General features: G+C 54.8%; 22 protein-coding genes. 10 read left to right on the forward strand and 12 right to left on the reverse strand.

Going from position 1 to position 26,276, the window contains the following annotated elements; all coding sequences use genetic code 11:
• The first annotated feature begins 73 nt into the window (after nucleotides 1–73).
• The 5 genes from pgpB (at nucleotide 74) to yciH (ending at nucleotide 3,725) form a co-directional block, all read left to right on the forward strand.
• Nucleotides 74–838 (forward strand): phosphatidylglycerophosphatase B, encoded by a 765-nt coding sequence (gene pgpB, locus ACA108_09880; protein ID XEX97776.1) that lies wholly within the window; start codon nucleotides 74–76, stop codon nucleotides 836–838.
• A 137-nt stretch (nucleotides 839–975) separates the two neighbouring features.
• Nucleotides 976–1,281 carry a LapA family protein gene (locus ACA108_09885; protein XEX97777.1) on the forward strand — a complete coding sequence of 102 codons (306 nt, stop codon included), beginning with the start codon at nucleotides 976–978 and terminating at the stop codon, nucleotides 1,279–1,281.
• Between the two features lie 6 nt (nucleotides 1,282–1,287).
• Nucleotides 1,288–2,457, forward strand: a complete 1,170-nt coding sequence (gene lapB, locus ACA108_09890) for a lipopolysaccharide assembly protein LapB (GenBank protein XEX97778.1) — start codon at nucleotides 1,288–1,290, stop codon at nucleotides 2,455–2,457.
• Between the two features lie 204 nt (nucleotides 2,458–2,661).
• A complete protein-coding gene (gene pyrF, locus ACA108_09895; protein XEX97779.1) occupies nucleotides 2,662–3,396 on the forward strand; it encodes an orotidine-5'-phosphate decarboxylase in 735 nt (244 codons plus the stop codon).
• 2 nt (nucleotides 3,397–3,398) lie between these two features.
• Entirely contained in the window at nucleotides 3,399–3,725 is a 327-nt protein-coding gene (gene yciH / locus ACA108_09900) for a stress response translation initiation inhibitor YciH (GenBank protein ID XEX97780.1), read from the forward strand.
• A gap of 293 nt (nucleotides 3,726–4,018) precedes the next feature.
• Here yciH and osmB read toward each other — a convergent pair whose 3' ends face one another.
• The 4 genes from osmB to ACA108_09920 form a co-directional block, all read right to left on the reverse strand.
• Nucleotides 4,019–4,237 (reverse strand): osmotically-inducible lipoprotein OsmB, encoded by a 219-nt coding sequence (gene osmB, locus ACA108_09905; protein XEX98069.1) that lies wholly within the window; start codon nucleotides 4,235–4,237, stop codon nucleotides 4,019–4,021.
• Nucleotides 4,238–4,495: 258 nt separating this feature from the next.
• Nucleotides 4,496–5,254, reverse strand: a complete 759-nt coding sequence (locus ACA108_09910) for a DNA-binding transcriptional regulator YciT (protein XEX97781.1) — start codon at nucleotides 5,252–5,254, stop codon at nucleotides 4,496–4,498.
• Between the two features lie 43 nt (nucleotides 5,255–5,297).
• A complete protein-coding gene (locus ACA108_09915; GenBank protein ID XEX97782.1) occupies nucleotides 5,298–7,730 on the reverse strand; it encodes a formate C-acetyltransferase/glycerol dehydratase family glycyl radical enzyme in 2,433 nt (810 codons plus the stop codon).
• Between the two features lie 5 nt (nucleotides 7,731–7,735).
• A complete protein-coding gene (locus tag ACA108_09920) occupies nucleotides 7,736–8,635 on the reverse strand; it encodes a glycyl-radical enzyme activating protein (protein XEX97783.1) in 900 nt (299 codons plus the stop codon).
• A gap of 134 nt (nucleotides 8,636–8,769) precedes the next feature.
• On the opposite strand from ACA108_09920, the gene fsa reads away from it, so the two are divergent.
• Nucleotides 8,770–9,432, forward strand: a complete 663-nt coding sequence (gene fsa, locus ACA108_09925) for a fructose-6-phosphate aldolase (protein ID XEX97784.1) — start codon at nucleotides 8,770–8,772, stop codon at nucleotides 9,430–9,432.
• A 42-nt stretch (nucleotides 9,433–9,474) separates the two neighbouring features.
• Here the strand turns inward: fsa and ACA108_09930 are convergent, their stop codons facing one another.
• The 3 genes from ACA108_09930 to umuD form a co-directional block, all read right to left on the reverse strand.
• The gene (locus ACA108_09930; protein ID XEX97785.1) at nucleotides 9,475–9,657 is read right to left on the reverse strand and encodes a hypothetical protein; all 183 of its coding nucleotides are present in this window, start codon (nucleotides 9,655–9,657) and stop codon (nucleotides 9,475–9,477) included.
• Nucleotides 9,658–9,795: 138 nt separating this feature from the next.
• On the reverse strand, nucleotides 9,796–11,058 hold the full coding sequence (gene umuC, locus ACA108_09935) for a translesion error-prone DNA polymerase V subunit UmuC (GenBank protein XEX97786.1): 1,263 nt from the start codon (nucleotides 11,056–11,058) through the stop codon (nucleotides 9,796–9,798).
• A 7-nt stretch (nucleotides 11,059–11,065) separates the two neighbouring features.
• The gene (gene umuD / locus ACA108_09940; GenBank protein XEX97787.1) at nucleotides 11,066–11,512 is read right to left on the reverse strand and encodes a translesion error-prone DNA polymerase V autoproteolytic subunit; all 447 of its coding nucleotides are present in this window, start codon (nucleotides 11,510–11,512) and stop codon (nucleotides 11,066–11,068) included.
• A 435-nt stretch (nucleotides 11,513–11,947) separates the two neighbouring features.
• Between umuD and ACA108_09945 the strand changes: the two genes are divergently transcribed.
• Nucleotides 11,948–16,351 carry an autotransporter outer membrane beta-barrel domain-containing protein gene (locus tag ACA108_09945; protein ID XEX97788.1) on the forward strand — a complete coding sequence of 1,468 codons (4,404 nt, stop codon included), beginning with the start codon at nucleotides 11,948–11,950 and terminating at the stop codon, nucleotides 16,349–16,351.
• 38 nt (nucleotides 16,352–16,389) lie between these two features.
• On the opposite strand, the gene ACA108_09950 is transcribed toward ACA108_09945, so the two are convergent.
• On the reverse strand, nucleotides 16,390–17,319 hold the full coding sequence (locus tag ACA108_09950; protein XEX97789.1) for a LysR family transcriptional regulator: 930 nt from the start codon (nucleotides 17,317–17,319) through the stop codon (nucleotides 16,390–16,392).
• Between the two features lie 396 nt (nucleotides 17,320–17,715).
• Between ACA108_09950 and ACA108_09955 the strand changes: the two genes are divergently transcribed.
• Together ACA108_09955 and btsR are read left to right on the forward strand one after the other, a co-directional pair.
• Nucleotides 17,716–19,404, forward strand: coding sequence for a LytS/YhcK type 5TM receptor domain-containing protein (locus ACA108_09955; GenBank protein ID XEX97790.1), 1,689 nt, complete (start codon nucleotides 17,716–17,718; stop codon nucleotides 19,402–19,404).
• Nucleotides 19,398–20,117, forward strand: coding sequence for a two-component system response regulator BtsR (btsR, locus tag ACA108_09960; GenBank protein ID XEX97791.1), 720 nt, complete (start codon nucleotides 19,398–19,400; stop codon nucleotides 20,115–20,117). The genes ACA108_09955 and btsR overlap by 7 nt, the downstream gene beginning before the upstream one ends.
• 14 nt (nucleotides 20,118–20,131) lie before the next feature.
• On the opposite strand, the gene yjiA is transcribed toward btsR, so the two are convergent.
• The 4 genes from yjiA to ACA108_09980 form a co-directional block, all read right to left on the reverse strand.
• On the reverse strand, nucleotides 20,132–21,094 hold the full coding sequence (gene yjiA / locus ACA108_09965) for a GTPase (protein ID XEX97792.1): 963 nt from the start codon (nucleotides 21,092–21,094) through the stop codon (nucleotides 20,132–20,134).
• A gap of 11 nt (nucleotides 21,095–21,105) precedes the next feature.
• Nucleotides 21,106–21,309, reverse strand: coding sequence for a YbdD/YjiX family protein (locus tag ACA108_09970; GenBank protein XEX97793.1), 204 nt, complete (start codon nucleotides 21,307–21,309; stop codon nucleotides 21,106–21,108).
• Nucleotides 21,310–21,367: 58 nt separating this feature from the next.
• Nucleotides 21,368–23,521 (reverse strand): carbon starvation CstA family protein, encoded by a 2,154-nt coding sequence (locus ACA108_09975; GenBank protein XEX97794.1) that lies wholly within the window; start codon nucleotides 23,519–23,521, stop codon nucleotides 21,368–21,370.
• A gap of 289 nt (nucleotides 23,522–23,810) precedes the next feature.
• Nucleotides 23,811–25,229, reverse strand: a complete 1,419-nt coding sequence (locus ACA108_09980; GenBank protein ID XEX97795.1) for a DHA2 family efflux MFS transporter permease subunit — start codon at nucleotides 25,227–25,229, stop codon at nucleotides 23,811–23,813.
• A 129-nt stretch (nucleotides 25,230–25,358) separates the two neighbouring features.
• Here ACA108_09980 and ACA108_09985 point away from each other — a divergent pair, with 129 nt between their 5' ends.
• On the forward strand, nucleotides 25,359–26,267 hold the full coding sequence (locus ACA108_09985) for a LysR family transcriptional regulator (protein ID XEX97796.1): 909 nt from the start codon (nucleotides 25,359–25,361) through the stop codon (nucleotides 26,265–26,267).
• The last annotated feature ends 9 nt before the right edge of the window (nucleotides 26,268–26,276 follow it).

Genomic DNA, 26,276 nt, shown 5'->3' on the forward strand with positions numbered 1-26,276 from the left:
CAGAACGTGCCGTTTTCCCTTCTGTGCACTTTTTCGGGTATCCTTGGGCGACTTTGATTGTTAAGGAGCAACAATGCGGGCTATCGCTAAACGAACGGCTGCCGGTGCCGGACTGCTATTAATCATGCCGTTAACCGTCTGGTTTTCTGGCTGGCAATGGGCACCTGACGGCGGTAACGCCTGGCTAAAAGCGATGTATTGGGTCACAGAGACCGTGACTCAGCCCTGGGGCATTATCACGCACGTTTTGCTCTGCGGCTGGTTCCTGTGGTGCCTCAGGTTCCGCTTAAAAGCGGCGCTGATGCTTTTTGCTATCCTTGGTTCGGCTATCCTTATTGGTCAGGGTGTTAAGTCGGTGATTAAAGATAAAGTCCAGGAGCCGCGTCCGTTTGTGGTCTGGCTTGAAAAAACGCAGCATGTTCCGACCGATGAGTTCTACAATTTAAAGCGTAAGCAGCGCGGTGAGCTGGTTAAAAATCAACTTTCCACCCACAGCGAAGTGCCTGGCTGGCTGCGTCAGCACTGGCAAAAAGAGACCGGCTTTGCGTTTCCCTCAGGCCACACTATGTTTGCCGCCAGCTGGGCATTATTAGGTGTTGGGCTGCTCTGGCCGCGTCGCCGCACGTTTACCCTCGTCCTGCTGCTGGTATGGGCTACAGGCGTAATGGGTAGCCGTTTGCTGCTGGGCATGCATTGGCCACGGGATCTGGCGGTGGCTACGCTCATCTCCTGGCTGCTGGTCACGCTTGCCACCTGGCTTGCTCAAAAGTGGTGCGGACCGCTTACGCCGCCAGCGGAAGAAGACCAGGAAATAGCCGAAAGGGATGAAGAACCTTGAGATTATTGATTTAATCCCCATTTCTAATGAATTGGACGTCGCTAATGGATTCCCCGGGCTCCCCGGAAATGGTAATTTATACCGTTGAACAGCATTAGGGCATAACAGTCGCGCAAGACCACATAACGGGAAGTAATGTGAAATATTTATTCATCTTTTTACTGCTGCTGGCGATCTTTGTGGTTTCCGTTACCTTGGGTGCGCAAAACGATCAGGTCGTTAACTTTAATTACCTGCTGGCGCAGGGCGAATACCGGGTCTCCACATTGCTGGCAACACTCTTTGCCGCTGGCTTTATCATCGGCTGGCTGATTTGTAGCCTGTTCTGGTTGCGCGTGCGTATTCTTCTTGCGCGTGCCGATCGTAAAGTTAAACGCCTTGAGCAACAGGTGACCGTGGAGCCCGTGGTGCCAGCGACCTCCGTTCCGGCAGTGAAGGAATAACCGTATATGCTGGAGCTGCTGTTTCTGCTGTTGCCCGTGGCTGCCGCTTACGGCTGGTACATGGGACGCAGAAGTGCGCATCAAGATAAACAACAGGAAGCCAACCGCCTGTCGCGAGACTACGTCGCCGGGGTGAACTTCCTGCTGTCTAATCAGCAGGACAAAGCGGTCGATCTCTTCCTGGATATGCTGAAAGAAGATACCAGCACCGTAGAGGCTCACCTTACGCTTGGTAACCTTTTTCGTTCTCGCGGTGAAGTCGACCGCGCAATCCGTATCCACCAGTCGCTAATGGAAAGCGCTTCGTTGACCTACGAGCAGCGTCTGCTGGCCGTGCAACAGCTGGGCCGGGATTACATGGCTGCCGGGCTATACGATCGGGCAGAAGACATGTTTGCCCAGCTGGTAGACGAAACCGACTTCCGAGTCAGCGCGCTGCAACAGCTGCTGCAGATTTATCAGGCAACCAGCGACTGGCAGAAAGCCATTGACGTTGCAGAACGCCTGGTCAAGCTTGGTAAAGACAAACAGCGTACGGAAATTGCCCATTTTTACTGTGAGCTTGCGCTGCAGTTGATGGGCAGCGACGATCTGGATCGCGCCATGTCGCTGCTGAAGAAGGGCGCGGCGTCGGACAAAAACTGTGCCCGCGTCTCTATCATGATGGGCCGCATTTTCATGGCAACAGGCGAGTATGCCAAAGCCGTGGAATCCTTACAGCGCGTTATCGACCAGGACAGCGAGCTGGTCAGCGAAACGCTGGACATGCTGCAGGTCTGTTTCCAGCAGCTCAATAAGCCCGACGAGTGGGAAGCGTTCCTCAAGCGCTGCGTTGAAGAGAATGCCGGTGCCGTCGCGGAACTGATGCTGGCTGGTATTCTGGAGCAGAAAGAGGGTGCCGATACGGCGCAGGTATATATCAACCGGCAGCTGCAGCGCCACCCGACAATGCGCGTATTCCACCGCCTGATTGATTACCATCTTCATGAAGCAGAAGAAGGGCGGGCGAAAGAGAGTTTGATCGTATTACGTGATATGGTGGGCGAGCAGGTGAGGACCAAACCGCGTTATCGCTGTCAGAAGTGTGGTTTCACCGCCTTCACCATGTACTGGCACTGCCCGTCGTGCCGGGCATGGTCAACCGTTAAGCCCATTCGGGGTCTGGACGGACAATAAAACGGCGGCAGGCTAGCGCCGTTTTAAAAAAGCCCGCACTTTAGTTACAACATACTTCTCTGTTTTTGCCTCCTCATTTTTGCATCGAGCAGCCATCGCCTGGCAGGCCTAAATGGCAACTGTAAATTTCCCCCGCGCCCGAGTAGAATGCTTGCCGTTTATCCCCTGCGCCGCGCTGGTGCCCAACAGTCAGAAGGTTAAGTCATGAATTCAACCGCATCCTCCTCCCGTGTTGCCACCGATTCGCCACTTGTCGTTGCGCTCGATTACGACAAGCGCGACAGCGCGCTGGCATTCGTCGACCGTATCGACCCGCAGGACTGCCGCCTGAAGGTCGGTAAGGAGATGTTCACGCTTTTCGGGCCGCAGTTCGTCAGCGATCTGCAGCAGCGCGGCTTTGATGTCTTTCTCGACCTGAAATTTCATGATATTCCAAACACTACCGCCCGTGCGGTGGCGGCAGCGGCCGAGCTTGGCGTATGGATGGTTAACGTCCACGCCAGCGGCGGGGCGCGTATGATGAGCGCAGCACGTGAGGCGTTAACGCCATTTGGCAAAGATGCTCCGCTGCTGATCGCCGTCACCGTGCTGACCAGCATGGATGCCAGCGATCTGGCTGATTTAGGGATTAACGCAAGCCCGGCAGATTACGCTGAACGCCTCGCGCGCCTGACGCAAGACTGCGGTCTGGACGGCGTGGTCTGTTCGGCTCATGAAGCCGCGCGCTTTAAAAATGAGCTGGGTCAGGCATTTAAGCTGGTCACGCCTGGCATTCGTCCGGTTGGCAGCGAGGCGGGCGATCAGCGTCGTATTATGACACCGCTTCAGGCGCAGACGGCGGGCGTGGACTATATGGTGATCGGGCGTCCGATCACCCAATCTGCCGATCCGGCGCAAACGCTACGTGATATTCGCGCGTCGCTGCAACAGGGGGCATAAACATGAAAGATGAGAACAGCCGTCTGGTCTACTCAACGGACACGGGACGAATTGACGAGCCTAAAGCGGCAGTGGTGCGTCCGAAAGGGGACGGAATTGTACGAATTCAGCGTCAGACCAGCGGGCGAAAAGGCAAAGGGGTTTGCCTGATTACCGGTATCGATGCGGATGATGCCTCTCTTGCAACCCTTGCCGCCGAGCTGAAAAAAAAATGCGGCTGCGGGGGGGCGCTGAAGGACGGAGTGATTGAAATTCAGGGCGATAAACGCGACCTGATTAAATCATTGCTGGAAGCAAAAGGAATGAAAGTAAAACTGGCGGGCGGCTAACGCTTTTATTTCATAGAAATTATCAGGCCACGGTCATTACCGTGGCCTCAGACTAATGACAAACATAAAACGTTTGAGAATCGAACAGATCTCACAAAAAATAAATAAGGGAAATCAATTCATTGATTTTCGGCAGCTAACCACAAAGAAGGAAAAACCACGCTTTTTCCTTCTTTGTCAGCACGATCAGGCCACGGTAATTGCCGTGGCCTTTTGTTATGTCTGCTGCAAGACCTGAAAGTCGTAACGTTTTTAATTCGTTAAAGCAATTAAGCTTTTGCTGGCATCCAGCCTTATTTACCGACCTGGTGACCGATGATACCACCTACCGCTGCGCCACCCAGGGTACCCAAGGTACTGCCATCGGTAAGTACCGCACCGCCCAGCGCACCAGCACCCGCGCCAATAGCGGTATTGCGATCACGTTTGGACCAGTTTGAACAAGCACTCAGTGACATCGCAACGGTTACAGCCAGCACGACGGCGGCAATTTTTTTGTTATTTAAGGTCATCATTTTTTCTCCTGAATAATTGATCCACGGAAACAAAGCCTCTCTACAAGTATAGCTTCTTAAGCGGTGATTCCGTGAAACTGCATAGCGATATAAACCCAAAATATAATTGGGATAGCTGTTACTTCCTGTTATATCGCTAATAATTAGTCTAAATGTTACAGAAAATTAATACAGGTGAAAACTCTTAAAGGCGAGGCAGGATTAATCTGATTAGATCACTGTCTGTAACGTGACAGACAGTATCAGGGAATAGCGTCAGCTCAGAGGGAACTGTCTGACAATATCAATATGGATGCCGCTGTCCTGCAGCTGCTGTCGGGCGGTATCGTTCAGGCCGTCATCGGTGATGACGCGGCTGAAACGTGCCATTGGGCCCAGGGTGTATGGGTGGGTTGAGCCAAACTTGCTGCTGTCCGTCAGCACAATGGCTTCACTGCCTTTTTCCAGCACCGCGTTTACCACGTCGGCACGCATCATATCGCGCCCTGTGAACCCCGTCTCCGGCAGGAACCCGTCAATCCCGATAAACGCCTTGCTGAAGTGAACCTGCTGGATGAACTGGCGGGTCAGAGGGCCGACCATGCTTTCGCTTTTCTTCTGATAAATGCCGCCCAGCAAAATTACTTCGCAGTTGGTATCTTTCAGAAGATGAGCGATATAGCTGCTGACGGTGATAAGCGTCACGCGCTTGCGTTCGGCAAGCGTACGGGCGAGAAGGGCATTGCTGCTGCCGTTTTCAATGAACACCGTCTCACCATCGTTAACCAGCGATGCCGCAAACCCGGCAAGATTCTGCTTAAGCGTGAAGTTGTTCATCATGCGGGTTTCGACGTCGTCACTTTCCAGCGGCACAGCGTAACCGTGGGCGCGACGCAGGTAGCTCAGCTTTTCCAGAAGATTCAAATCCTGACGGATGGTCACTTCGGAAACGCCGGTTGTTTTAGCGAGATCGGCCACGCTCATGCGGCCCTGATCAATCACCATCTGTAATATGATTTGTTGTCTGGAATTCATGTCAGCCAATTATAGGCGGTGGTTTTCGCCACCGCCGAAGTTATCAAAGAGTATGTTCAGTTCGGGCTATAATATCATCCTGCGCGTCCGGAGATAAGGCCGTAAAGAATGCCGAATAACCTGCTACACGCACCACTAAATCACGATACTTGTCAGGATGTTGTTTGGCATCGAGCAGCGTTTCACGGGAAACGATGTTGTATTGCACGTGCCAGCCTTTATGCGCTTCGAAGAAGGTGCGCAGCATAAACATCAGTTTCTCACGGTCTCGCGGGTTATCGAGCGTGGCGGGATTCAGTTTCTGATTAAGCAGTACGCCGCCCAGAATCTTGCTGGTTGGCAATTTCCCAACGGAGCTTATTACCGCAGTCGGTCCCAGACGGTCAGTACCCGATGCCGGGCTTGCCCCTTCCGCCAGCGGAGTTGTCGCCTTACGGCCATCAGGCGTTGCCATAGTTGCGGCGCCAAATGGGACGTTTGCAGAGATTGACGAGGTGCCCGCGTAGTAAGTTCCGCCAATTGGCCCGCGCCCAAAACGGGTATTGTGATACTGCTTCAGTTCATCAATATAGGTCTGGTAGGCTCGCGCCAGCAGCAGATCCACTTCATCTTCGTCATTGCCATACTTAGGCGCGCCGTTGATCAGACGCTGGCGCAGCTGTTCGCCGCTAAGCCCGTCAAAATCGTTCGCCAGCGCTTCGGCGAGCTGCTGCTGACCAATCACACCCTGTTCAAACACCAGCTTACGCACCGCCGCCAGGCTGTTGCCCAGGTTGGCGATCCCCACCTGCAAGCCAGAAACCCAGTCGTACTTCGCGCCACCCTGTTTGATGCTCTTACCGCGTTCGATGCAGTCATCCACCAGCGCAGAACACAGGATATCGTGGGCGTTTTCTTCCAGAACGGTATCCACCACGCATTCGATCTCAATGGATTTCTGCGTGTAGTAGCGAATCTGCTCGTCCCATGCGTTCATCACCTCGTCGAAAGAGGTGAAGCTGCCTTCAGATAGCGCCTTTTCCTGCGGCAGGAATACTTTCCCGCTGGTGGCGTCACGGCCATGCTCAAGCGTTGCCAGCATGACGCGGGCAAAGTTGATGAAGCTCATGCCGGTGCAGCGGTAGCCCCACTTGCCGCCGACGGCGGTTTCGATGCAGCCAATCGCCGCATAGTCGTAGGCATCTTCGCGGCTGACGCCGAGCCTGATGAACTCGTCGATAACTATTTCGTCGTTGTTAAAGGCAGGCATACCGAAGCCGCAGCGAATGACCTGAACGCAGGCGTCCAGGAAGTCATTACTCATTCCCGCGTGGTAGCGCACGCTGAGATTTGGCTGGGTTGAGCGCAGCTGGCCGCAGGATTCCAGTACGGCATAAGAGAGCGGGTTGACCGCATCGACCGCATTCCCGTTGAGCAGCGTCTGGCCGCCGATGGTCACGTTTTGATACAGCGGGCTGCCCGCCGAGGCTTTGGAATGCGAGCCGGAGCGGATTTTGTTCACCTCCAGCAGCTTAAGCCAGCAGCTTTGCAGCAGTTCGATAGCCTGGTCGCGGCCCAGGGTTTGCTCCAGCTCAACGTCGCGGCGATACCAGGGATAAAGGTACTGGTCCAGACGACCAAAGCTGACGGAGTGGCCGTTGGACTCAATTTGCAGCACCAGCTGTACGAAGTAGCTCAGCTGTAGCGCCTGCCAGAAGGATTTCGGCGGCTGGTGGGCGATGCGTTCGCAGTTATCCGCCATTGCCAGCAGCTCGTCGCGGCGGGCAGGGCGGGACTCTTTGCCCGCCATCTCTTTTGCCAGCGCCGCAAAGCGCAGGATATGTTCGCTCAGGGCGCAGAAAGTAATATCGATCGCCTTCAGGAACTGCTCTTTATGCAGATCGTCCCAGTCGGTGAGGTGCAGACGTTCGCGGCGTTCGGCGACCTTTTCGCGCAGGCCATCAAGCCCCAGTTCCAGCAGCAGCGGGAAATTCACCGCCAGATGCGCGTCGCCGGAGGTCATGTTGCCTTCGGCTTTGATAATGCCGGTTGCCAGCAGCGCTTTCTGCTCGTCGGTAAACATACCGTAGCAGCGATCCTGCACCGTCTGGCCCCTCCACCACGGGCAGATTTCATGCATCACGGCTTTGTCTTCTTCCGTGATAGAGAAGCCCGCGCCCGGACGGTCGCCCAGCTCGTCGATCTCTGTTTCAATCCAGCCCACGGTATATTCCGGGAAGAACGGCGCGCCGCGCACGTGGCTGGCCTGGTTGCCGACGATCAGCTCGTCGTGTTTGATCCAGATGGTGCGTTTGGCCAGATGATGCGCCAGCGCCAGCGCGCGGCGAACCGGCAGCGGCTTATCCTGATGCTGCTGATAAATCGCGGTGTAATGCCGGGCGCGCTCGGTACACACCGGCGGCTTCACGATATGGATCAGCGCTTCTTTGTGCGCTTTGACGCGCGGGCTGAGAAAGTTCAGGTTGAGTTCGGTCATGATGTTTATCCTCTTATCCAGGCGGTCATGCCTTTCTGGCTGGCATACTGTTCGGCAAACTGCAGCAGGTCGGGCGCGTCAAGGGGCTTCTGCGCTGCCAGATAGGGCACGTTCAGGAGTTTGTATTTGTTAATACCTAAGGTGTGGTAGGGCAAAAAATGAATTGTCTTCGCGCCGATTTCGTCGGCAGCAAAATCGCTGATAGCACGGATTGACCGCTTATCAGCGTTAAAATCGGGGATCAGCGGCACGCGAATGGTCATCTCCACATTGTGGGCGGCAAGCCTGCGAAAATTATCCAGCACCCGGTCGGCATTGCCGTCCGTCCACTGCTTAAAGCGTTGTTTATCTACATGTTTCAGATCCGCCAGCAGCAGATCCAGATGCGGGAGTGAAGGTTCGAGATATTTCCACGGCACGTGCAGGCAGGATTCTACGGCGGTATTGATTCCGGCTTCTTTGCTGCGTTGCAGCAGCGTGCGTACCATTTCAGGCTGCATAAACGGCTCGCCGCCCGAGAGGGTAATGCCGCCGCCGCTGCGGTCGTAAAATGGCTTATCGCGCAGCACTTTTTCCATAATGGCGTCTGCGCTTTGGGTTTCGCCGCACACGGTCAGCGCCTGCGTCGGACAGCAGTCGTTTAAAGCAAGAATGTCGCCCTCGGTGAGCTTTTCCCGAGCGATAACCATTTTTTCATCTATGCGGGAGATCGCCTGCGGCGCGGCATGCTGGCAAAGCTCGCACCCGGCGAGGCAGAGACGTTCGTCAAATAAGATGTCGTGCGTGCGGGCGCGGCTTTCAGGGTTCTGGCACCAGCGGCAGCTAAGAGAGCAGCCTTTCAGGAAGACGACCGTGCGGATGCCCGGGCCGTCATGTGTCGAGTAACGCTGGATATTGAAAAGCATAATTACGCCCCTTAACTTTCCTTCGTAAATTAAATAGGTTTCGAATGAAAGTTTTATTGATTTCGATCAGGAATCAATCAGAAGGCGAAGCTATGATGACGGCAATGAGATCTGCAACGAATCTGGAGAACCTTATGGAACTGTATTTAGACACCGCCGACGCGGCTGCCGTTAAGCGGCTGGCCCGCGTCCTGCCACTGCAGGGCGTGACGACTAACCCATCGATTGTTGCCAAAGCTGGCAAGCCGATCTGGGAGGTATTACCTGCGTTGCAGGATGCGCTGGGTGGAGGAGGCAAGCTGTTTGCCCAGGTCATTGCGGCAAATGCGGATGAGATGGTGCGTGAAGCGCAGCTTTTGACCAGCCGCGTACCGGGAATTGTAGTGAAAGTACCGACGACGGTTGAAGGCCTTGCGGCGATGAAACAGCTGAAAATTCTGGGCATCCCAACGCTTGGCACCGCTGTCTACGGTGCGGCACAGGGGCTGCTGGCCGCGCTGGCCGGTGCGGAATATGTTGCGCCGTATGTGAATCGCCTGGACGCGCAGGGCGGCGACGGCATTCAGATGGTTCAGGACCTGCAGCAGCTGCTGACGCTGCATGCGCCACGGTCCAAAGTGCTGGCCGCGAGCTTCCGCACGCCGCATCAGGCCATGTCCTGCCTGCTGGCGGGCTGTGAGTCCATCACCTTACCGGTAGACGTCGCCGATCAGCTGCTGACGACACCCGCCGTTACCGCCGCCATCGCTACCTTTGAAAAAGACTGGCAGGGCGCTTTTGGTTCTTTAAGCCTCTGATAAATGATTTCCTCTCCTGCGGGAGAGGAAATATCAGGTGTCTCAAATCTCCCACGGCGATTTTTTCAACTCGCCGTCCTGCGGCGCTTTGCCGCGGGCAATGCTCAGCAGCTCCGCCTTCAGGATCTCAAGATTGTTAATCGCCGAGGCGTGATCGCCGCCGACCAGAATATCCAGCACCGTATCAATACGTCTGGCGAGCTGCTGCGGGTCCACTGTAGGCATAGTGCATCCTTTTATCTGCGGGTTATCGTTTGCGAATAATGCAAAAAAAGGCCGCCAAAGAGAAGGCGAAAGCGCCGTTTTTTCCGCTATTCATCAACAGATTATCGCACAAGATATAAGTAATGATTATTAGGGGAACTAGCCGCGGGCGTAAGCAACAGGAACATCCGTAATTTTTGTTGTCCAGGCTGGGGAAAGCAGAGCGCGTTTCATCTGCCACTCCTGCTGAATGCCCTGCCCGGCAAACCAGAGTTTACCCATACCTTTCTTTTTCACCTCGTCGAGCAGGCTCATCAGGGCTTCACTGTTGGGGCGCGGAGCACGATCGTCAAACAAATTCAGCTGCGCTACGCCCTGGCTGTAGAAATCCCCCAGCATGACCCCCGCCTTTTGATAGCGTGGCCCGTTCTTCCAGATTTCATCCAGGCAGCGAGTCGCCGCCGCCATAATATCGCGCGTGTCCTGCGTGGGGGTCATAAGGCGGGTGCCGCAGTTGTTGCCGTAATAAGGTTCGTGAAGATCGAACGGGCTGCTTTTGATAAAGGCACTGATGTAGCAGCAATACTGGTGCTGGGCGCGAAGTTTTTCGGCGGCGCGTGCGGCATAGTTGCATATCGCTTCCCGAACGGAGCGGTAATCCTGCACGCGGGCGCCGAACGAGCGGGAACTGATAATTTCCTGCTTTATCGGCACAAACTCCTCAAATACCAGACAGGGCTCACCGCGCAATTCGCGAACCGTTCTTTCCAGTACGACGCTGAAGTGTTTGCGGATAAACCGCAGATCGCTGTCTGCCAGCTGGATTACGTTGTCGATCCCCATTGCGTTCAGCTTTTTACCAATTCGCCGCCCCACGCCCCACACTTCGCTGACAGGCATCAGCGCCATCAGCTTTCTTTGCCGCTCACGGCTGGAAAGGTCGACCACGCCTCCGGTCTGCGTCCAAAGCTTGGCCGCATGGTTGGCGAGCTTTGCCAGCGTTTTGGTGGGCGCTATGCCCACCCCTACGGTCAGCCGGGTGCGTTTATAAATAGTCCTGCGGATCTCTCGTCCAAAAGCGTCCAGATCGGGGATACCGCTTACGTCGGCGAAGGCTTCATCGATGCTGTAAACCTCCACGCGTGGGCAGATCTCTTCCAGCGTATCCATTACCCGGTAGCTCATATCACCATACAGCTCGTAGTTGCTGCTGAAGGTGATAACGTTATGCTTCTCGAAGATATCCCGCTGTTTGAAGTAGGGCGCCCCCATGGTGATAGCCAGCTTTTTAGCTTCTGCCGAGCGGGCGATCACGCAGCCATCGTTATTGGAAAGCACCACCACCGGCAGGCCCTGTAGCTTTGGATTCCAGGCCAGCTCGCAGCTGGCATAAAATGAATTCACATCGACAAGGGCAAACATAGCGCGATCAACTTGCTGACTGGCGGGTGCAAACGCGACGAAAAGTATTAATGACGGTAGTGACAACGCCCACGATGCGGGTATCGTCCTCATCATTAAGCAAAATCGGCGCATACTCCGGGTTTTCTGCTCGCAGGTGCGGGGTGGGGCGCAGCACCAGGCGTTTCACGGTGAACTCACCGTTCAGGCAGGCGACAACGATATCGTGATGGTCGGCCCGCAGGCTGCTGTCTACCAGCAGCAATGAGCCGTCCAGAATACCGGCATCCCGCATCGATTCGCCCGAGACTCGCAGCACGTAGGTTGCAGAAGGGTGGGAGATCAGGTGCTTTACTAGGTTGATCCCCTCATCCATATAATCTGCCGCCGGGCTGGGGAAACCCGCAGAGATGCGCTCCAGGTAAAGGGGAAGCGTCGGGGAGTTCAGGCTGACGTCAAGACGGTACAACATCATGATCGGTTACTCATATGTACTGTGAATACATACAGTGTTAACTGAATTGCTATCGCGATCAAGTCGCTTGCCGACACTTTCTGAAAAGCGCTTGATGTGCTGATGAATTTATTTTTGCAGGGTCGGGAGCCAGCAGTCGCAGCAGAGAAAGAGAAAATACCTTTCCAGGAATGCATCACGCGATCTACCACGCCTCTCATTTAATTTTTTATTACATTTTCACTTGCATACGATTAAACACAAATTAATTCGCAATTAAATTCTGCTTATGTTAGTGGCTGGCATATTTATTTAACATGATTGAATAAGGTGCGCTGGTTATTTTTTAAGGCATTTATTTCGTCATTGCCTTGAGCGTAATGGGAAGGTTCATGCTTGCCATGAATTTTTATTGATCACTGCTGCAAGAATACTATGGTGTCTGGAGGCATTCATATGAAAATAATTAAAATTTTGTCAACGGACGCTCATCACGCCCCTTGTTCTCTTCATTTAAAAACATCCGCGAGCCTGATTGCCGGGGTTCTAAGCTTTGGTTGCATGGATGCAAATGCAGACATCGACGTGAACACATCCGGAAATGCAGGTATTACCAGTTCAGGTTTATATGTTGATGAAAATATAAAAATGTATGCGACCAGGACCACAGGCATCAAAGCAGAAAACAATACGAATATTTCTCTAAGCCTGGGAAGCATTAAAAACAATGCTGTCTCCGCTGCCGGAGCAAAGGGTCAGGTCGGAATCAGCGCCGCTGAGAATAGTCATATTTCCCTCACGGATACTACCGTATTAATGGATCCCAAAACGGGTACTGGCGCAACAGTGACCGCAAATGACATGAGAGGAATTGTTGTTAATTCTGGCAGCCGTGTGGTTCTGGATAACACCAGTGTTATCCTCGGCGGGGGAGCAAAGGGGAATAATAATGGGGGCGCTGTCGTCTCCGGCGATGACGCTGAAATTTCCCTGAAAAATTCCTCTCTACTGACGTCTTCATGGGGGGCGGTAGGCGTAGCAGCAGGACAAGGAGGCAGAATCAATCTTACGGAGGGAACCAAAATTCTGACCACCGGGACTCGCGGGAATAATGGCGGCAGTCATGGCATTACTGTAGAGAGCGCTGGAAGCCAGCTGTATGCAGAAAACGCCTCAATCAACACGACCGGCGGCTCGGCATATGGTGTAAAGGCAACCGAAGGGGGGAAACTCGATTTAAAAGATACCGCCATCTACACCGGCGGGGGCTATGGACATGGGGTAGTCATCGATGGTCCATCGGAGGCGACGATTTCAGGCGGCCTCATCCAGACTACGGGCAAAGGGGCTACTGGATTATGGGCGCGTAGCGGTGCCAACGTTAATCTGCAGAACGGTGGAAAAATAGAGACGTCAGGGGCAGCGATATCAGCTACCGCCCCGCTGGATAACGAAAAAACGCTCAGCCTGAGTCATGTATTACTGGCCAGTGGTGAAAACACCGTGGTTACCGGACGAGACCTCCAGTTAACTTCTTCTGCCGTGAGCGCGAGTGCTGTAAGAGCCGAAGATAATGCCCGGATCTCCTTATTTGACACTCTTGTTGAGACCACCGGCACGGCAACCAGCACGACGACCACCGCAGCCCTGCACGCATTGTCTGGTGCGGCTATCAGCGGGACCGGTTTGTCTGTCGACGTTAGCGGAACAAATCAGGGTGGAATCCGTGCCGAAGGCGCGAACAGCGAAATTTCCCTTGTTAACAGCACGGTCTCCGTCAGCGGTCCGGGAAATGCGCTGCATTCCAGTGCCGCTGCTCGCGCCATTTCGGGGGCGTCTGTTTCCGTGACCCACTCTGCCTTAACCACCACCGGCATGACAAGCCACGGTGTCTCCGTGGAAGGTGCGGGTTCCCGCGCCCTGATCCGCGACACAACTATTGAAACGCGTGGCGCACGCAGCTCAAGTGTGAACATCAACGACGGAGCTAGTGCCGAAATCTACAGCAGTAAAATGCTGACTACCGCAGGCTCGGGCATCACTGGTCCGTGGTCGCCGGGGATATTGCTTCAGGGAGCTGGTTCATCCTTGCTTCTGAAAGACAGCGAGATTTTCACTACGCAAAGCCCCAGCGGCGGGATCAGTGCCGGCAGCGGCAGCCAGCTTGAGGTGAACACAAGCAGAATAACCACCTCCGGTGATTATGGTACCGGTATTGGCGTCGCCAACAGCACCGCAGTCATCACCAACAGCCATATTAATACCTCCGGCAATGATAATGCGATGGGGATTGTGGCGAACGGCGGTGCTACGGTAACGGTAACGGGAGGCAGCGTCACCACGACTGGCAACGGCTCGCCGGTACAGTCAAATCTCACGTTCCCTCACGCCCTGGCCTCACGCAGCCCCGGTGCAATGCTCACCGTTGATGGAACCACCCTGGTGACAAAAGGCGCTCAGGCCTACGGTGCCACCGCCGATGACGGCGGAAGCATCATCCTGAGAAATCTGTCAGTCAAAACGCTGGGGGAAAACTCAATCGGTTTATATGCCGGTATCGGCGTGCTAAAACCGGGCAGCGTGGGGCTGACCGCGACAAATGTTTCCGTCGAAACGCTGGGTGATAATGCGGCCGGTGCGTTTGCTGGCCGCAAATATAAATCTGAAACCGCTGAAATGGCGCTGGACGGCGTCGCGCTGGCAACGCATGGTGATAATTCACTTGGGCTCTGGGCTGAAGCAGGTGCCGGGCTGACGGCTAATAATACTGTGATAACCACCGACGGTGCGCTATCTCACGGCATTCTGGCGAGCAACGGCGGGCGGGTTCAGGCGAATAATGTCGTGGTCACAGCGCACGGCGAAAATGCGGCGGCGCTGGCCGTTCAGGGAACAGATGCCTGGACCGGGCAGGCAAATTTAATGAACACGACCCTTTCAGGGGAGCATGGCCACGGCATTGAAACCACCGGTTATGCGGATATCACTATGCAGAACAGCCGGGTGACAGGAGAACGGCAGTGGTTACAGGTAAACAATGGGGCGGGTAATTTGCAGGGTCACGCTAATATTAATCTGTCCGGGAGTGTGGCTACCGGTGCGGCGTTAACGCAGGACAATGCACATTCAGAAGTCGCGCTGAACAACACCAGCCTGTGGTTCTTAACCGATAATTCTGTGCTCGGTACGCTAAGTAATAATCAAAGCCTTATTCATTTCAGTACGTCAGAGAACCATCAGTATAAGTCATTGACGGTGAATAATTATCACGGCGACAACGGAACAATTGCGTTAAATACGCATCTGCACGATGACAATTCCCCCTCGGACCAGGTGGTGATTAATCGCGGACATGCCGATGGCTCAACCAATCTTAAAATCTCGAATACCAACGGCAGCGGCGCACTGACTCGCGGCAACGGTATTAAAGTCGTGGATGCCATCAATGGTGGGACCACGACAGCCGGAGCGTTCAGCTTGTTAAGTAAAGTGAAGGCGGGGCCGTATCAGTACACACTATATCGATCAAGCGTGGACGGGAGTAATGAGCAGGCGTGGTACCTGCGTTCACATAAAGAAACCGATAGCCCGGGCAATGATATCGTTATCCCGCCGAATAAACCTGATGATGAAATTCCTGCCATTCCACCAGATAATAAGCCTGATGATGAAACGCCTGCCATTCCACCAGATAATAAGCCTGATGATGAAACGCCTGCCATTCCACCAGATAATAAACCTGATGATGAAATCCCTGCCGTTCCATCAGATAATAAGCCTGATCCGGGAAAACAACCGCCAGAAGGCAGCGATGAGACAGGCAATGATGGGGAAGGGGCACCCCCTGATCCGGTTGTTGAGCGACCTGTCGTCCCTGATTACCGAGCTGAAACCTCGCTGTATAAAGAGCTTCCGCAGCTGGCTTTACTCTACAATCGCATGCTCATGGACAGCCTCCATGAACGTACCGGCGAGCAATTCGCCAGCCCGGAAAATATTAAAAGAGCCGAAGCATCGCCTTCAATGAGCTGGGGGCGTGCCATCTATAAAAAAGGACGTCTGGATTTAAATGAATCCGAATCACGGTTTACGCTGAATGCCATTCAGCTGGGCATCGATTTATACCGTAGGAGGAATGAAGAAGGGCGTTCCGATTTTGCCGGCGTGACGGGGAGTTTGGGCAAAATTAATAGCAAGGTCACGCACGCTGAGGGTGAATTTGCGGGCAGGAATGCCCTCAAATCGTGGGGTGCAGGCGTTTACTGGACTCATTTTACACCATCGGGCACCTATCTGGATGCCGTTGCGCAATACAATCGCTATTATGCGGAGTCTTCACCGCACGACCTGGCTACGGTGAAGACAAAGGGCTATGGTTTAGCTGCCTCGCTGGAGACAGGATACCCATGGCAGCCTGACAAAAACGTGAAGCGTTTCGTTGAACCCCAGGCGCAGCTGGTTTATTCAACCGCAAAGCTGGACCGTCTTGATGATGATGCCGCTACCGTTAACTTTAGTAAAAGCGAGTCGCTTACAGGCCGGGTAAGCTTACGTTTTCACCAGACCTGGGATCATAACGGCAAAGAGAAAAACAGGAATAAACAGACCCAAACGACGCTCTGGCTACGTCCGGGGCTCCTGCATGAGTTCAAAGGGAAAAGCAGCACGGAATTTAGTTCGCAGGATGGCGCTGTGCCTTTCACCGCTAATACATCAGGAACATCGGGGCAGGTTATTGCCGGGAAAGATCATCAGTTTAACAACAGCGTTTCGCTTACCGGTACAATGAGCTACGAAAAATCCCTGGCGGGAGAGAATAAAAATTATGGTGGCATCGTCGGTATTAAAATAAAGTTTTAAATTTCATAGCGTATTCATATGAGCGTACTTAAAATTAATTATGGCCTGGTCCTATTTAAAAGGATTTGTAAAAAAAACCGAAAATTATTTGATGCTTCCATTTCCTTGCGGTACGTCATGTAGATATCTATTTTTGGAACAGGAAATAAAGGCTTTATCGCTCGCAGATTAAAAAAACCAGCCAGGTCAAAAAATGTTTTGCTGGAAACAAAACCAATGCAGTCAGTTTGTGAAAGGACGGATAACTGAGCCAGAACAGAATTGGTTTCAAAGACGAAATGCCGACTCCCAACACTCTCCATAGAGGTCTTTTGAATGTATTTTACGTAACTGTCTGAGTTTATATACCCAACAAAATCAAGCGTTTCTAGTTGCTCTGATGTGATGTCTTTTTCATGGTAAGGATTGGTGCTACGGCAAACCAAAACGAATTCTGTTTTAGAGTATTGAATGCACTTCAATGCCGGATTGATGATAGGTGCCGCGGAGAAAATAACATCCACTTTTCGTAAGTTGAGGAGCTCATCTGCATCAGGTAGATAGACGTTCGTTTCTATGTATTTTATTTTATAAGGTATTTTGTCATCTTTTATCTTTTTTAGCAGGGTGGGTAGATCGTGCAGCACGAGAGAGAAGGGAGAGTAGATTACCAGTTCTTCCCTTTTGTTTGTTTTTTCAACGTGATTGACAGCGTCACTTATTTGTTCAATAAGTTTATGCGTTTGTACATAAAGATCGTCAGAAAAAAGAGTAGGGGAAATAGAGTTGCCATGACGAATGAAAAGGGGATCCTGAAAATGAAGCCGCAACTTTTGCAATGACTGACTAACCGAGGGCGGAGTTACCCCCAATATCTCTGATACAGCAGTAATGCTTCTTGTGGAATAGATAAGGCAGAAAATAGTTAATAAGTTCAGGTTGAAAGAAGTGACGCCCATAAGTTTGTCTGATATATGTTCTCTGTTCATTTTTATACCGTTGGTTAATTCGCTTCAAAATTATACTTGTATATTGTTACGGACGATTTATTCAGAAACGCTACTGCACAGCATAAATAAGTATTCCTGAGTATAGTGGACAATATAGGCAGCGTGAGCGGATCGCTACGTATTTACCAGGCACTACAGAAGCATAGCAGAAGCATAAATGCCTCAAAAGACGCCTTTATATACTGTGATTATATCCAGTCTTGGACCGGAGGCTGTAGCGATCAAGCCGCTTGCCGACACTTTCTAAAAAACGCTTGATGTGCTGATGAATTTAGCTCGTTATCACGGCGCGTTTCGGTAACTTCAGGCTGATTCAAAGAAATAGTTTCCGTTGCAGGGTACAGTCGCGGCGTGTTGGATAACGGATGTCCGGATATGTATGAATTCAATTTAGTTTTGCTGCTGTTACAGCAAATGTGCGTGTTTCTGGTTATCGCCTGGCTGATGAGCAAAACACGCCTGTTTATTCCGCTGGTGCAGGTTACCGTGCGGCTGCCGCACAAGCTGCTGTGCTACATCACCTTCTCCATCTTCTGCATTATGGGCACCTATTTTGGCCTGCATATCGAAGATTCGATTGCCAATACTCGCGCCATTGGTGCCGTGATGGGCGGCCTGCTGGGTGGGCCGGCGGTCGGGGGATTGGTGGGGCTGACCGGGGGCATTCATCGCTACTCCATGGGCGGAATGACGGCGCTCAGCTGCATGATCTCCACCATTGCGGAGGGGCTGCTGGGCGGCCTTGTTCACAGCGTGCTTATCAAGCGCGGGCGTCCCGATAAAATTTTTAATCCACTGGTGGCAGGCGGCGTCACATTTGTGGCGGAAATGGTGCAGATGGCGATCATTCTGCTTATCGCCCGGCCTTTTCAGGACGCGCTGTCGCTGGTCAGCAATATTGCCGCGCCGATGATGGTGACCAACACTCTGGGCGCCGCGATGTTTATGCGCATCCTGCTGGACAGGCGCGCCATGTTTGAAAAATACACTTCGGCTTTCTCGGCAACGGCGCTGAAAGTGGCGGCCTCTACGGAAGGGATCCTGCGGCGGGGCTTTAACGAAGAGAACAGTATGAAGGTGGCGCAGGTGCTGCTTAAAGAGCTGGATATCGGTGCCGTGGCGATCACGGATCGCGAAAAGCTGCTGGCCTTTACCGGCATCGGTGACGATCACCATCTGGTGGGTAAACGTATCTCTTCTGACTATACCTGGCGGGCCATCGAGCATGACGAGGTGGTCTATGCGGACGGCAACGAGATGCCTTACCGCTGCTCGCTGCATCCCAACTGCAAGCTCGGTTCAACGCTGGTGATCCCTTTGCGCGGTGAAAATAAGCGGGTTATCGGTACGATAAAACTGTACGAGGCACGTAACCGGCTCTTCAGCTCCATCAACCGCACGCTGGGGGAAGGCATCGCCCAGCTGCTGTCGGCCCAGATCCTGGCCGGCAAGTTCGAACAGCAAAAGGCGCTGCTGGCGCAGTCTGAAATCAAACTGTTGCATGCCCAGGTGAATCCACACTTCCTGTTCAACGCCCTGAATACGTTGATGGCGGTCATCCGTAACGACAGCGAGAAGGCCGGGCAGTTGGTGCACTACCTGTCGACATTCTTTCGCAAAAATCTTAAGCGCTCCTCCGGCACGGTCTCCCTGGCCGACGAGCTGGAGCATGTGAACGCCTATCTGCAAATTGAGCTGGCGCGCTTCCCGACCCAGCTGAAGGTGGATTTACAGGTGCCGGACATGCTGTCACAGCACAGCCTGCCCGCATTCACTCTGCAGCCGCTGGTGGAAAATGCGATTAAACACGGCACTTCGCACCTGCTGTGCAACGGCAATATCATTATTCGCGCTTACGCCGAAAACGAGCTGGTGGTTATTGAGGTGGAAGATAACGCCGGGCTGTACCAGCCGGAAAAAATCAGCGATGGACTGGGCATGAGCCTGGTTGATAAACGTCTGCGCGCGCGTTTTGGCGACGATTACGGTATTACCGTAAGCTGCAAACCCGATGAGTTTACTCGCGTCACTTTAAGACTGCCGGTGGAGGGATCCGCATGTTGAGAATACTGATTGTTGATGACGAGCCGCTGGCGCTCGAGAATTTACGTTTGTTGCTGGAGGGCGAAAGCGATATTGAGATCGTCGGGGAGTGCACCAACGCCATAGAGGCGATTGGCACCATTCATAAGCTCCGTCCCGACGTGGTATTTCTGGATATCCACATGCCGCGCATCAGCGGGCTGGAGATGGTCGGCATGCTCGACGAGCAGCATCGCCCGCACATTGTTTTTCTCACCGCCTTTGATGAGTACGCGGTGCAGGCCTTTGAACAGTGCGCCTTTGACTACCTGCTGAAGCCCATTCAGACGGCACGTCTGCAAAAGACGCTGGACAGGCTCCGGCAGGGAAATCAGCAGCAGGATGTTTCGCAGCTGCCTGACTACCAGCAGCCGCTGAAATTTATCCCCTGCCTCAGTAGCAGCCGGATCTGGCTGCTACAGCTGGAAGATGTCGCCTTTGTCAGCAGCCGGGTGGGCGGGGTGTACGTCACCCGTCAGGACGGCACGGAGAGCTTCACCGAGCTGACATTGCGCACGCTGGAAACGCGAACGCCGCTGCTGCGCTGCCACCGGCAGTACCTGGTAAACATGAATTACCTGAAGGAGATCCGCCTGGAGGATAAAAATCAGGCGGAGCTGCTGCTGCGCGACGGGCAAATCGTGCCGGTCAGCCGCCGCTATCTGAAAGCGCTGAAGGAGACGGTGGGGCTGTAAAGCCCACCGTTGTATCAGGCAGGCCGTAGCCGGGCAAAGGCCTCGCGGATTTCGGCTTCGGGCAGTTGCAGACCAATGAACACCAGCGCGCTGCGCGGCGTTTCGTCCGGCTGCCAGGGGCGATCCCAGTCGGCGCTGTACAGCCGCTGCACGCCCTGGAACAGCAGGCGGCACGGCTGCTCTTCGATCCACAGCATGCCTTTATAGCGCATCAAATTATCCGCAAAGCTGCTGAGCAGGCCTTCCATGACGGCAGACACCGCGGCCAGCGCGACCGGGTAGTCCAGTTCCACAACAATGGACGAGACGGCGTTTTCAGCTGGCGCGATGCGGTGGAAGAGGGGTTTCGCAACCACCACGTTCTCTTCCAGCATAAATCCACGGGTATCAAACAGCAGCGCCAGGTCGATCTCACCCTGTACAACTTTATAGACGGGCGCCCGCGCGTTAATGCGCTGCAGCCGCTCAATCAACTCCGGGCTGTCACCGGCAATATCCGTTTTGGTCAGCAGGATGCGGTCGGCATAGCCAATCTGCGACTGGGCAATAGCGAACTTATCCAGCTGTGCACCCGCATGCACCGCGTCCACCAGCGTGATAACCCCATCCAGCAGATAGCGTGCGCAAATAATTTCATGGGCGAAAAAGGCCTGTAAAATCGGCCCCGGATCGGCCATGCCGGTACACTCGATAACCAGCCGGTCAAAATAAACCTCGCCTTTGTCGTAGCCGTCCAGCAGATCCAGCAGCGCCGCTTCCAGCTCGCCGGAGCGGGTACAGCAGATGCAGCCGTTGGCAAGCGTGGTGATGCGGGTAGCGCCGTCGCCAAGCAGCTGACTGTCGATGGGCATCTCACCAAATTCATTCTCGATAACCGCTATTTTATGATCCTGCTGCTTATGGAGGATTTGCTGCAAAAGGGTGGTTTTCCCTGCGCCGAGAAAGCCGGTTAAAACTGTTACCGCAATCGGGGTCATAATTTTTCCTGTTAACAACAACGCATTCCGCCTTTACCGTCCCCGCCATAGCGCGCCTGCTGGCGTTCACGGAAAAACTCTTTGTAGGTCATCACGGGCTTATCCGGATGGTTAGTCTGCATATGCAAAACGTAGGTATCGTAATCCGGGATGCCCACCAGCATGCGGGCGGCCTGGCCGAGATACTTTTTTGCCGCACCTAAGTTATCAAACATTTTTCCTCCTTTAGATCGTAAAGAAAGCCCCGGCAATCCGGGGCCTTGAGAGGGAGGATTAATGGCCGTTGGAGATCTCAATGCCGCCTTCAGGCACCGGCACAAACGGCGTCTCTTTGTCGGTTCGCTGGTCGTTATTACGGGCCTGCTTAATCGCGCGGATGCCGTAGAAAATAATGCTGTACACCACGATCAGGAACAGGATGCTCAGCCCGGCGTTAGTATAGTTGTTGATGACGATGTGGTGCATGTTGCTGATTTGCTCCGGCGTCAGATCCGCACCGGCGTTAGCAATGCGCTCATTATACTGGCCGGCCATATAGAAGAAGCCTTCCATCTGCGGATTGGTGCTGAACAGCTTCATGCCCAGCGCCCAGGTAGTGCAGAGCAGCAGCCACAGTGCAGGCACCACGGTAACCCAGATATAGCGGGTGCGTTTCATCTTCACCAGCACGACGGTGGCGAGGATCAGCGCGACGGCGGCCAGCATCTGGTTCGAAATACCGAACAGCGGCCACAGGCTTTTCACGCCGCCTAACGGATCGACCACGCCCTGATACAGCAGATAGCCCCACAGGCCAACACAGCCAGCGGTGCCGATAATACCCGCCACCAGCGAATCGGTTTTTTTCAGTCCCGGAATAAAGTTACCCAGCAGATCCTGCAGCATAAAGCGCCCGGAACGCGTGCCCGCATCCAGCGCCGTCAGGATAAACAGGGCTTCAAACAGAATACCGAAGTGATACCAGAAGCCCATGTCAGCCAGCGGCATGATCTTGTGGAATACGTGCGCAATCCCGACCGCAAGCGTAGGAGCGCCGCCCGCGCGGTTCAGCACAGAAGGCTCACCAATGTCTTTCGCCGTTTGCAGGATCTGCTCAGGCGAGATAACAAAGCCCCAGGAGCTGACGGTGGCGGCGGCATGGGCGGTCACGTCTTTTAGCTGCGCCATGATAAGCGGTGCGTTTTCTCCGCCCAGCTCATGCAGGTTTGGCATGGTAATGCCCAGGCCCGCAGGCGGCGTATTCATGGCGAAGTAGAGGCCGGGTTCGATGATTGAAGCGGCGACCAGCGCCATCACCGCCACAAATGACTCCATCAGCATGGCGCCATAGCCAATGAAGCGAGCGTCGGTTTCGCAGGCCAGCAGTTTTGGCGTGGTGCCGGAGGCGATCAGCGCGTGGAAACCCGACACCGCACCGCAGGCAATAGTAATAAACAGGAACGGGAACAGGGCGCCTTTCCACAGGGGACCAGTGCCGTCCGTGTACTGGGTCAGGGCAGGCATTTTCAGCTCAGGATTCAGGATCACGATGCCGATGGCCAGCCCGACGATAACGCCAATTTTCAGGAAGGTCGCCAGATAGTCGCGCGGGGCCAGGATCAGCCAGACCGGCAGCAGGGCGGAGACAAACGCGTAGCCAACCAGGGCAAAGGTGATGGTGGTATCTTTAAAGGTCAGCGCCGGGCCCCAGTACGGGTCGTGGGCAATCACGCCGCCGAACCAGATGGAAGCCACCAGCAGGATCACGCCAATCACCGAGATCTCGCCCACGCGTCCCGGGCGGATGTAGCGCATGTAGATCCCCATAAACAGGGCAATCGGCACCGTAGAGCAAACGGTAAACACGCCCCACGGGCTTTCTGCCAGCGCCTTAACCACGATTAAGGCCAGCACGGCCAGAATAATAATCATGATCAGGAAGCAGCCGAACAGGGCGATAGTACCGGGAACCGGGCCCATCTCTTCTTTGATCATCTCGCCCAGGGAAGCCCCGTTACGGCGCGAGGAGATAAACAGCACCATAAAGTCCTGCACGGCTCCGGCCAGCACAACGCCCGCCAGCAGCCACAGCACGCCGGGCAAATAGCCCATCTGCGCGGCAAGCACCGGCCCGACCAGCGGACCCGCCCCGGCGATAGCGGCAAAATGGTGGCCGAACAGTACGTTGCGGTTCGTTGGCACGTAGTTCAGTCCGTCGTTGTTCAGCACGGCTGGCGTCGCGCGGTTAGGGTCGAGCTGCATGACCTTTTGCGCGATGTAGAGGCTGTAGTAGCGATAGGCCACGATATAAACCGAGACCGAAGCCACGACTATCCACAGCGCGCTGATGTGTTCACCCCGCCGCAGGGCAACCACGCCCAGGCAGCAGGCACCGAGGATGGCGATAACCATCCAGGGCAGATGCTTTAATAAATTGTTTCTGTTCATAATTAACCCAGTGATTTACTGACAAATGAAAAAGCCTTCTCAGATTTGTATGTTTAAAATTGATGTCTGAGAAGGAGGCCTGTTTTCGGGCAACAGGGTGCCAAATTTGACCACGAAGGAGGGGAAAACCTGCTTAACGGTCAATGGGGGGAATAAGCGGTTATCTGACGGAATAAGCGGTTAAGGGGAGGCAAAACGGCCTGAAATTTGCGAGTCAGATCACGGTGAACGGGGCGAAGGCCAGCAAAACGCCAGCCGCCGCGCCTCGTTAATACGGATTTAAATAGCCTCAGGCCCGCTGCGGCAGGCGGCGTCGGTTACGCAGGCTGCTGAAGCCAACGGCTAAAATCGTAGCGGCCGCAGCCAGCCACAGGCTCATGCGCACCGCCTGAGCTTCCTGCACCACGCCGGTTCCGGTGTGCAGCCAGAACGACAGAATAACCCCGACCAGCGCCGCGCCCAGGCATTGTCCAAAAGTACGCATTATCGCCAGCACGCCAGAGGCATAGCCGCTTTGCTCTCGCGACGCGTTAGCCAGCATCTCGCGGTTATTGGGGCTTTGAAAACAGCCGAACCCGAGGCCGCAAATCAGGCTGCGCAGGGCGATATCCCAGATCTGAGCCTGTTCCGGCAGGAGCGCGAGCAGGATCAGACCGGCGGCGAATACGCAGAGCCCAACGGTGGAAATCATTGCGGGCGGATAGCGGTCCGCCAGGCGTCCGGCGTGCGGGGCGGCAAGCATGATGCCAACCGGCCACGGCATAAACAGCAGCGCCGAAACGAAAGCGCTGTGGCCGTAGACGCTCTGGAACAGGAACGGCAGGGCGACGAACGTGATGCCCTGGCTGACAAAAGAAGCAAGCGAGGTGAGCGCAGCAAGAGAGAATCGCGCTGAGGCGAACATTTCCAGCGGCAGCAGCGGCTGCGCGGCACGACGTTGACGCCAGATAAACAGCCCGGCTGCGGCGACGGCGGTCAGACCATAGGCCGATGCGGTGAGCAGCTCGTGAGCGTCTGCTTTGGCAAAGCTGACCGCCGCCATGATCAGTGCCCCCAGCATAACAGCCGAAAGCAGGGCGCCCGCGTAGTCAAAGGGTTTGCTCTGGTTAGTCTGATTAGCGGGTAAAACTCGCAGGCTGAGCAGAAACGCGGTAACGCCCAGCGGGACGTTTATGGCGAACAGCCACGGCCAGCCTAAAGAAGAGAGCAGGGTGCCGCCGAGCAGCGGCGCGACGGCGGTGCTGGTGGCAATCAGCAGGGCGTTCATACCGAGGATGCGCCCCAGCAGCCGGTTGGGGAATATTGTCCGCAGGATAGCTGGTGCAATGCTCAGCGTTGCCGCGCCGCCGATCCCCTGAACGATGCGCATCACGACCAGCATATCGAGAGAGGAAGAGAGTGCGCAGCCGAGTGAGGCAGAGGTGAACAGCGCCAGGCCAAAGGTGAACAGGCGGCGGAAGCCAAGGCGGGTGGCAAGGGCGGCGAAAATCGCCAGCGTCATTGCCGCAGATAATAAATAGCCGTTGGCGACCCAGACGGACGCGCCTGCCGTTACGTTCAGCGCCTTTGCAATCTGCGGCAGCGCGATATTAACCATCGAACCGTCGAAGACCGCCATCGTTGTGGTGGTCATTACGGCGATTGTCGCTAAACGCCGCTCGCGACCCGGAAGTCCCTCATCGCCGGGTTGATCTGAAAAAAGTGCCATTAACTACCTCTGCCGTTCGGTGGGGAATTGTCGATGCGGGGACTATAGCCAGCGAGGAGATAAGGCGGAAGACGCAGCGGTTGCAGTTATTACCTGCACAAGACGCCGTATCTGATGCTAAGATGCGGTATGACTGAACCCGATCTCAATTTACTCATCGCCCTCGACACGTTTCTGGCTGAAGGAAGCGTGGCCGGGGCTGCCCGCCGCCTGGGATTAAGCGCTTCGGCGATGAGCCGCACGCTAGGCCGCCTGCGAACGGCTACGGGCGATCCTCTGCTGGTGAGAGCCGGGCGCAACATGGTGCTCACGCCCTACGCGCAGGAGATACGCGAGCGGGCAAGAAACGCGGCATTTGAGGCCCGCGCGCTGCTCAGCCCCTCTTCCGCCGGACTCTCCCTGACGGCTTTGGACCGCACCTTTGTCATTCGGGCCAACGACGGATTTGTCGAGGCGTTTGGCGCGCAGCTGATTGCGGAGGTTGCCGCAGCAGCGCCAAAGGCGCGTTTACGCTTTGCGCCAAAGCCTGAAAAAAGCGCAAAGCATCTGCGGGAGGGGCTGGTGGATTTAGAGATTGGCACGCTGGGGGAGATGGGGCCGGAGATCCGCCTGCAGGCGCTGTTCCGGGACCGCTTTGTCGGCGTCGTCAGAAAAGGACATCCGCTGGCCGCAATGCCCGTGATAAACGCTGAACATTATGTGGCATTCGGCCATGTCGTGGCATCCCGCCGGGAGCGTGTGACGGGGCCGGTAGACGAAGCGCTGGCCGATATTGGTTTGCAGCGCAATATTGCTGCCGTGGTGCCGGGCTTTCCGGCGTCGCTTGCGGTGGCAAAGGCGTCCGACCTCATTGCGCTGGTGCCGGGCTCCTTCCTGCTGAATCAGGCAGACTATGCATTTCACGTATTCGAGCTGCCGGTGAAAACTCGCGGCCTGACCGTTTCGCAGATGTGGCACCCGCGCAACGAAGTCGATCCGGCTCACCGCTGGCTAAGAACGCTGGTGCTGGGCGTCTGTCGTCGGCTGGTGCCGGACTGAACCGAAGCC

Origin of the sequence: Dryocola sp. LX212 (assembly GCA_041504365.1) — a bacterium.
Taxonomy (GTDB): domain Bacteria; phylum Pseudomonadota; class Gammaproteobacteria; order Enterobacterales; family Enterobacteriaceae; genus Dryocola.

Coding starts and splice junctions, on each gene's coding strand:
- pgpB (XEX97776.1), top strand. CDS start 74: ATGCGGGCTATCGCTAAACGAACGGCTGCCGGTGCCGGACTGCTATTA.
- lapB (XEX97778.1), top strand. CDS start 1,288: ATGCTGGAGCTGCTGTTTCTGCTGTTGCCCGTGGCTGCCGCTTACGGC.
- pyrF (XEX97779.1), top strand. CDS start 2,662: ATGAATTCAACCGCATCCTCCTCCCGTGTTGCCACCGATTCGCCACTT.
- yciH (XEX97780.1), top strand. CDS start 3,399: ATGAAAGATGAGAACAGCCGTCTGGTCTACTCAACGGACACGGGACGA.
- osmB (XEX98069.1), bottom strand. CDS start 4,237: ATGACCTTAAATAACAAAAAAATTGCCGCCGTCGTGCTGGCTGTAACC.
- ACA108_09910 (XEX97781.1), bottom strand. CDS start 5,254: ATGAATTCCAGACAACAAATCATATTACAGATGGTGATTGATCAGGGC.
- ACA108_09915 (XEX97782.1), bottom strand. CDS start 7,730: ATGACCGAACTCAACCTGAACTTTCTCAGCCCGCGCGTCAAAGCGCAC.
- ACA108_09920 (XEX97783.1), bottom strand. CDS start 8,635: ATGCTTTTCAATATCCAGCGTTACTCGACACATGACGGCCCGGGCATC.
- fsa (XEX97784.1), top strand. CDS start 8,770: ATGGAACTGTATTTAGACACCGCCGACGCGGCTGCCGTTAAGCGGCTG.
- ACA108_09930 (XEX97785.1), bottom strand. CDS start 9,657: ATGCCTACAGTGGACCCGCAGCAGCTCGCCAGACGTATTGATACGGTG.
- umuC (XEX97786.1), bottom strand. CDS start 11,058: ATGTTTGCCCTTGTCGATGTGAATTCATTTTATGCCAGCTGCGAGCTG.
- umuD (XEX97787.1), bottom strand. CDS start 11,512: ATGATGTTGTACCGTCTTGACGTCAGCCTGAACTCCCCGACGCTTCCC.
- ACA108_09945 (XEX97788.1), top strand. CDS start 11,948: ATGAAAATAATTAAAATTTTGTCAACGGACGCTCATCACGCCCCTTGT.
- ACA108_09950 (XEX97789.1), bottom strand. CDS start 17,319: ATGAACAGAGAACATATATCAGACAAACTTATGGGCGTCACTTCTTTC.
- ACA108_09955 (XEX97790.1), top strand. CDS start 17,716: ATGTATGAATTCAATTTAGTTTTGCTGCTGTTACAGCAAATGTGCGTG.
- btsR (XEX97791.1), top strand. CDS start 19,398: ATGTTGAGAATACTGATTGTTGATGACGAGCCGCTGGCGCTCGAGAAT.
- yjiA (XEX97792.1), bottom strand. CDS start 21,094: ATGACCCCGATTGCGGTAACAGTTTTAACCGGCTTTCTCGGCGCAGGG.
- ACA108_09970 (XEX97793.1), bottom strand. CDS start 21,309: ATGTTTGATAACTTAGGTGCGGCAAAAAAGTATCTCGGCCAGGCCGCC.
- ACA108_09975 (XEX97794.1), bottom strand. CDS start 23,521: ATGAACAGAAACAATTTATTAAAGCATCTGCCCTGGATGGTTATCGCC.
- ACA108_09980 (XEX97795.1), bottom strand. CDS start 25,229: ATGGCACTTTTTTCAGATCAACCCGGCGATGAGGGACTTCCGGGTCGC.
- ACA108_09985 (XEX97796.1), top strand. CDS start 25,359: ATGACTGAACCCGATCTCAATTTACTCATCGCCCTCGACACGTTTCTG.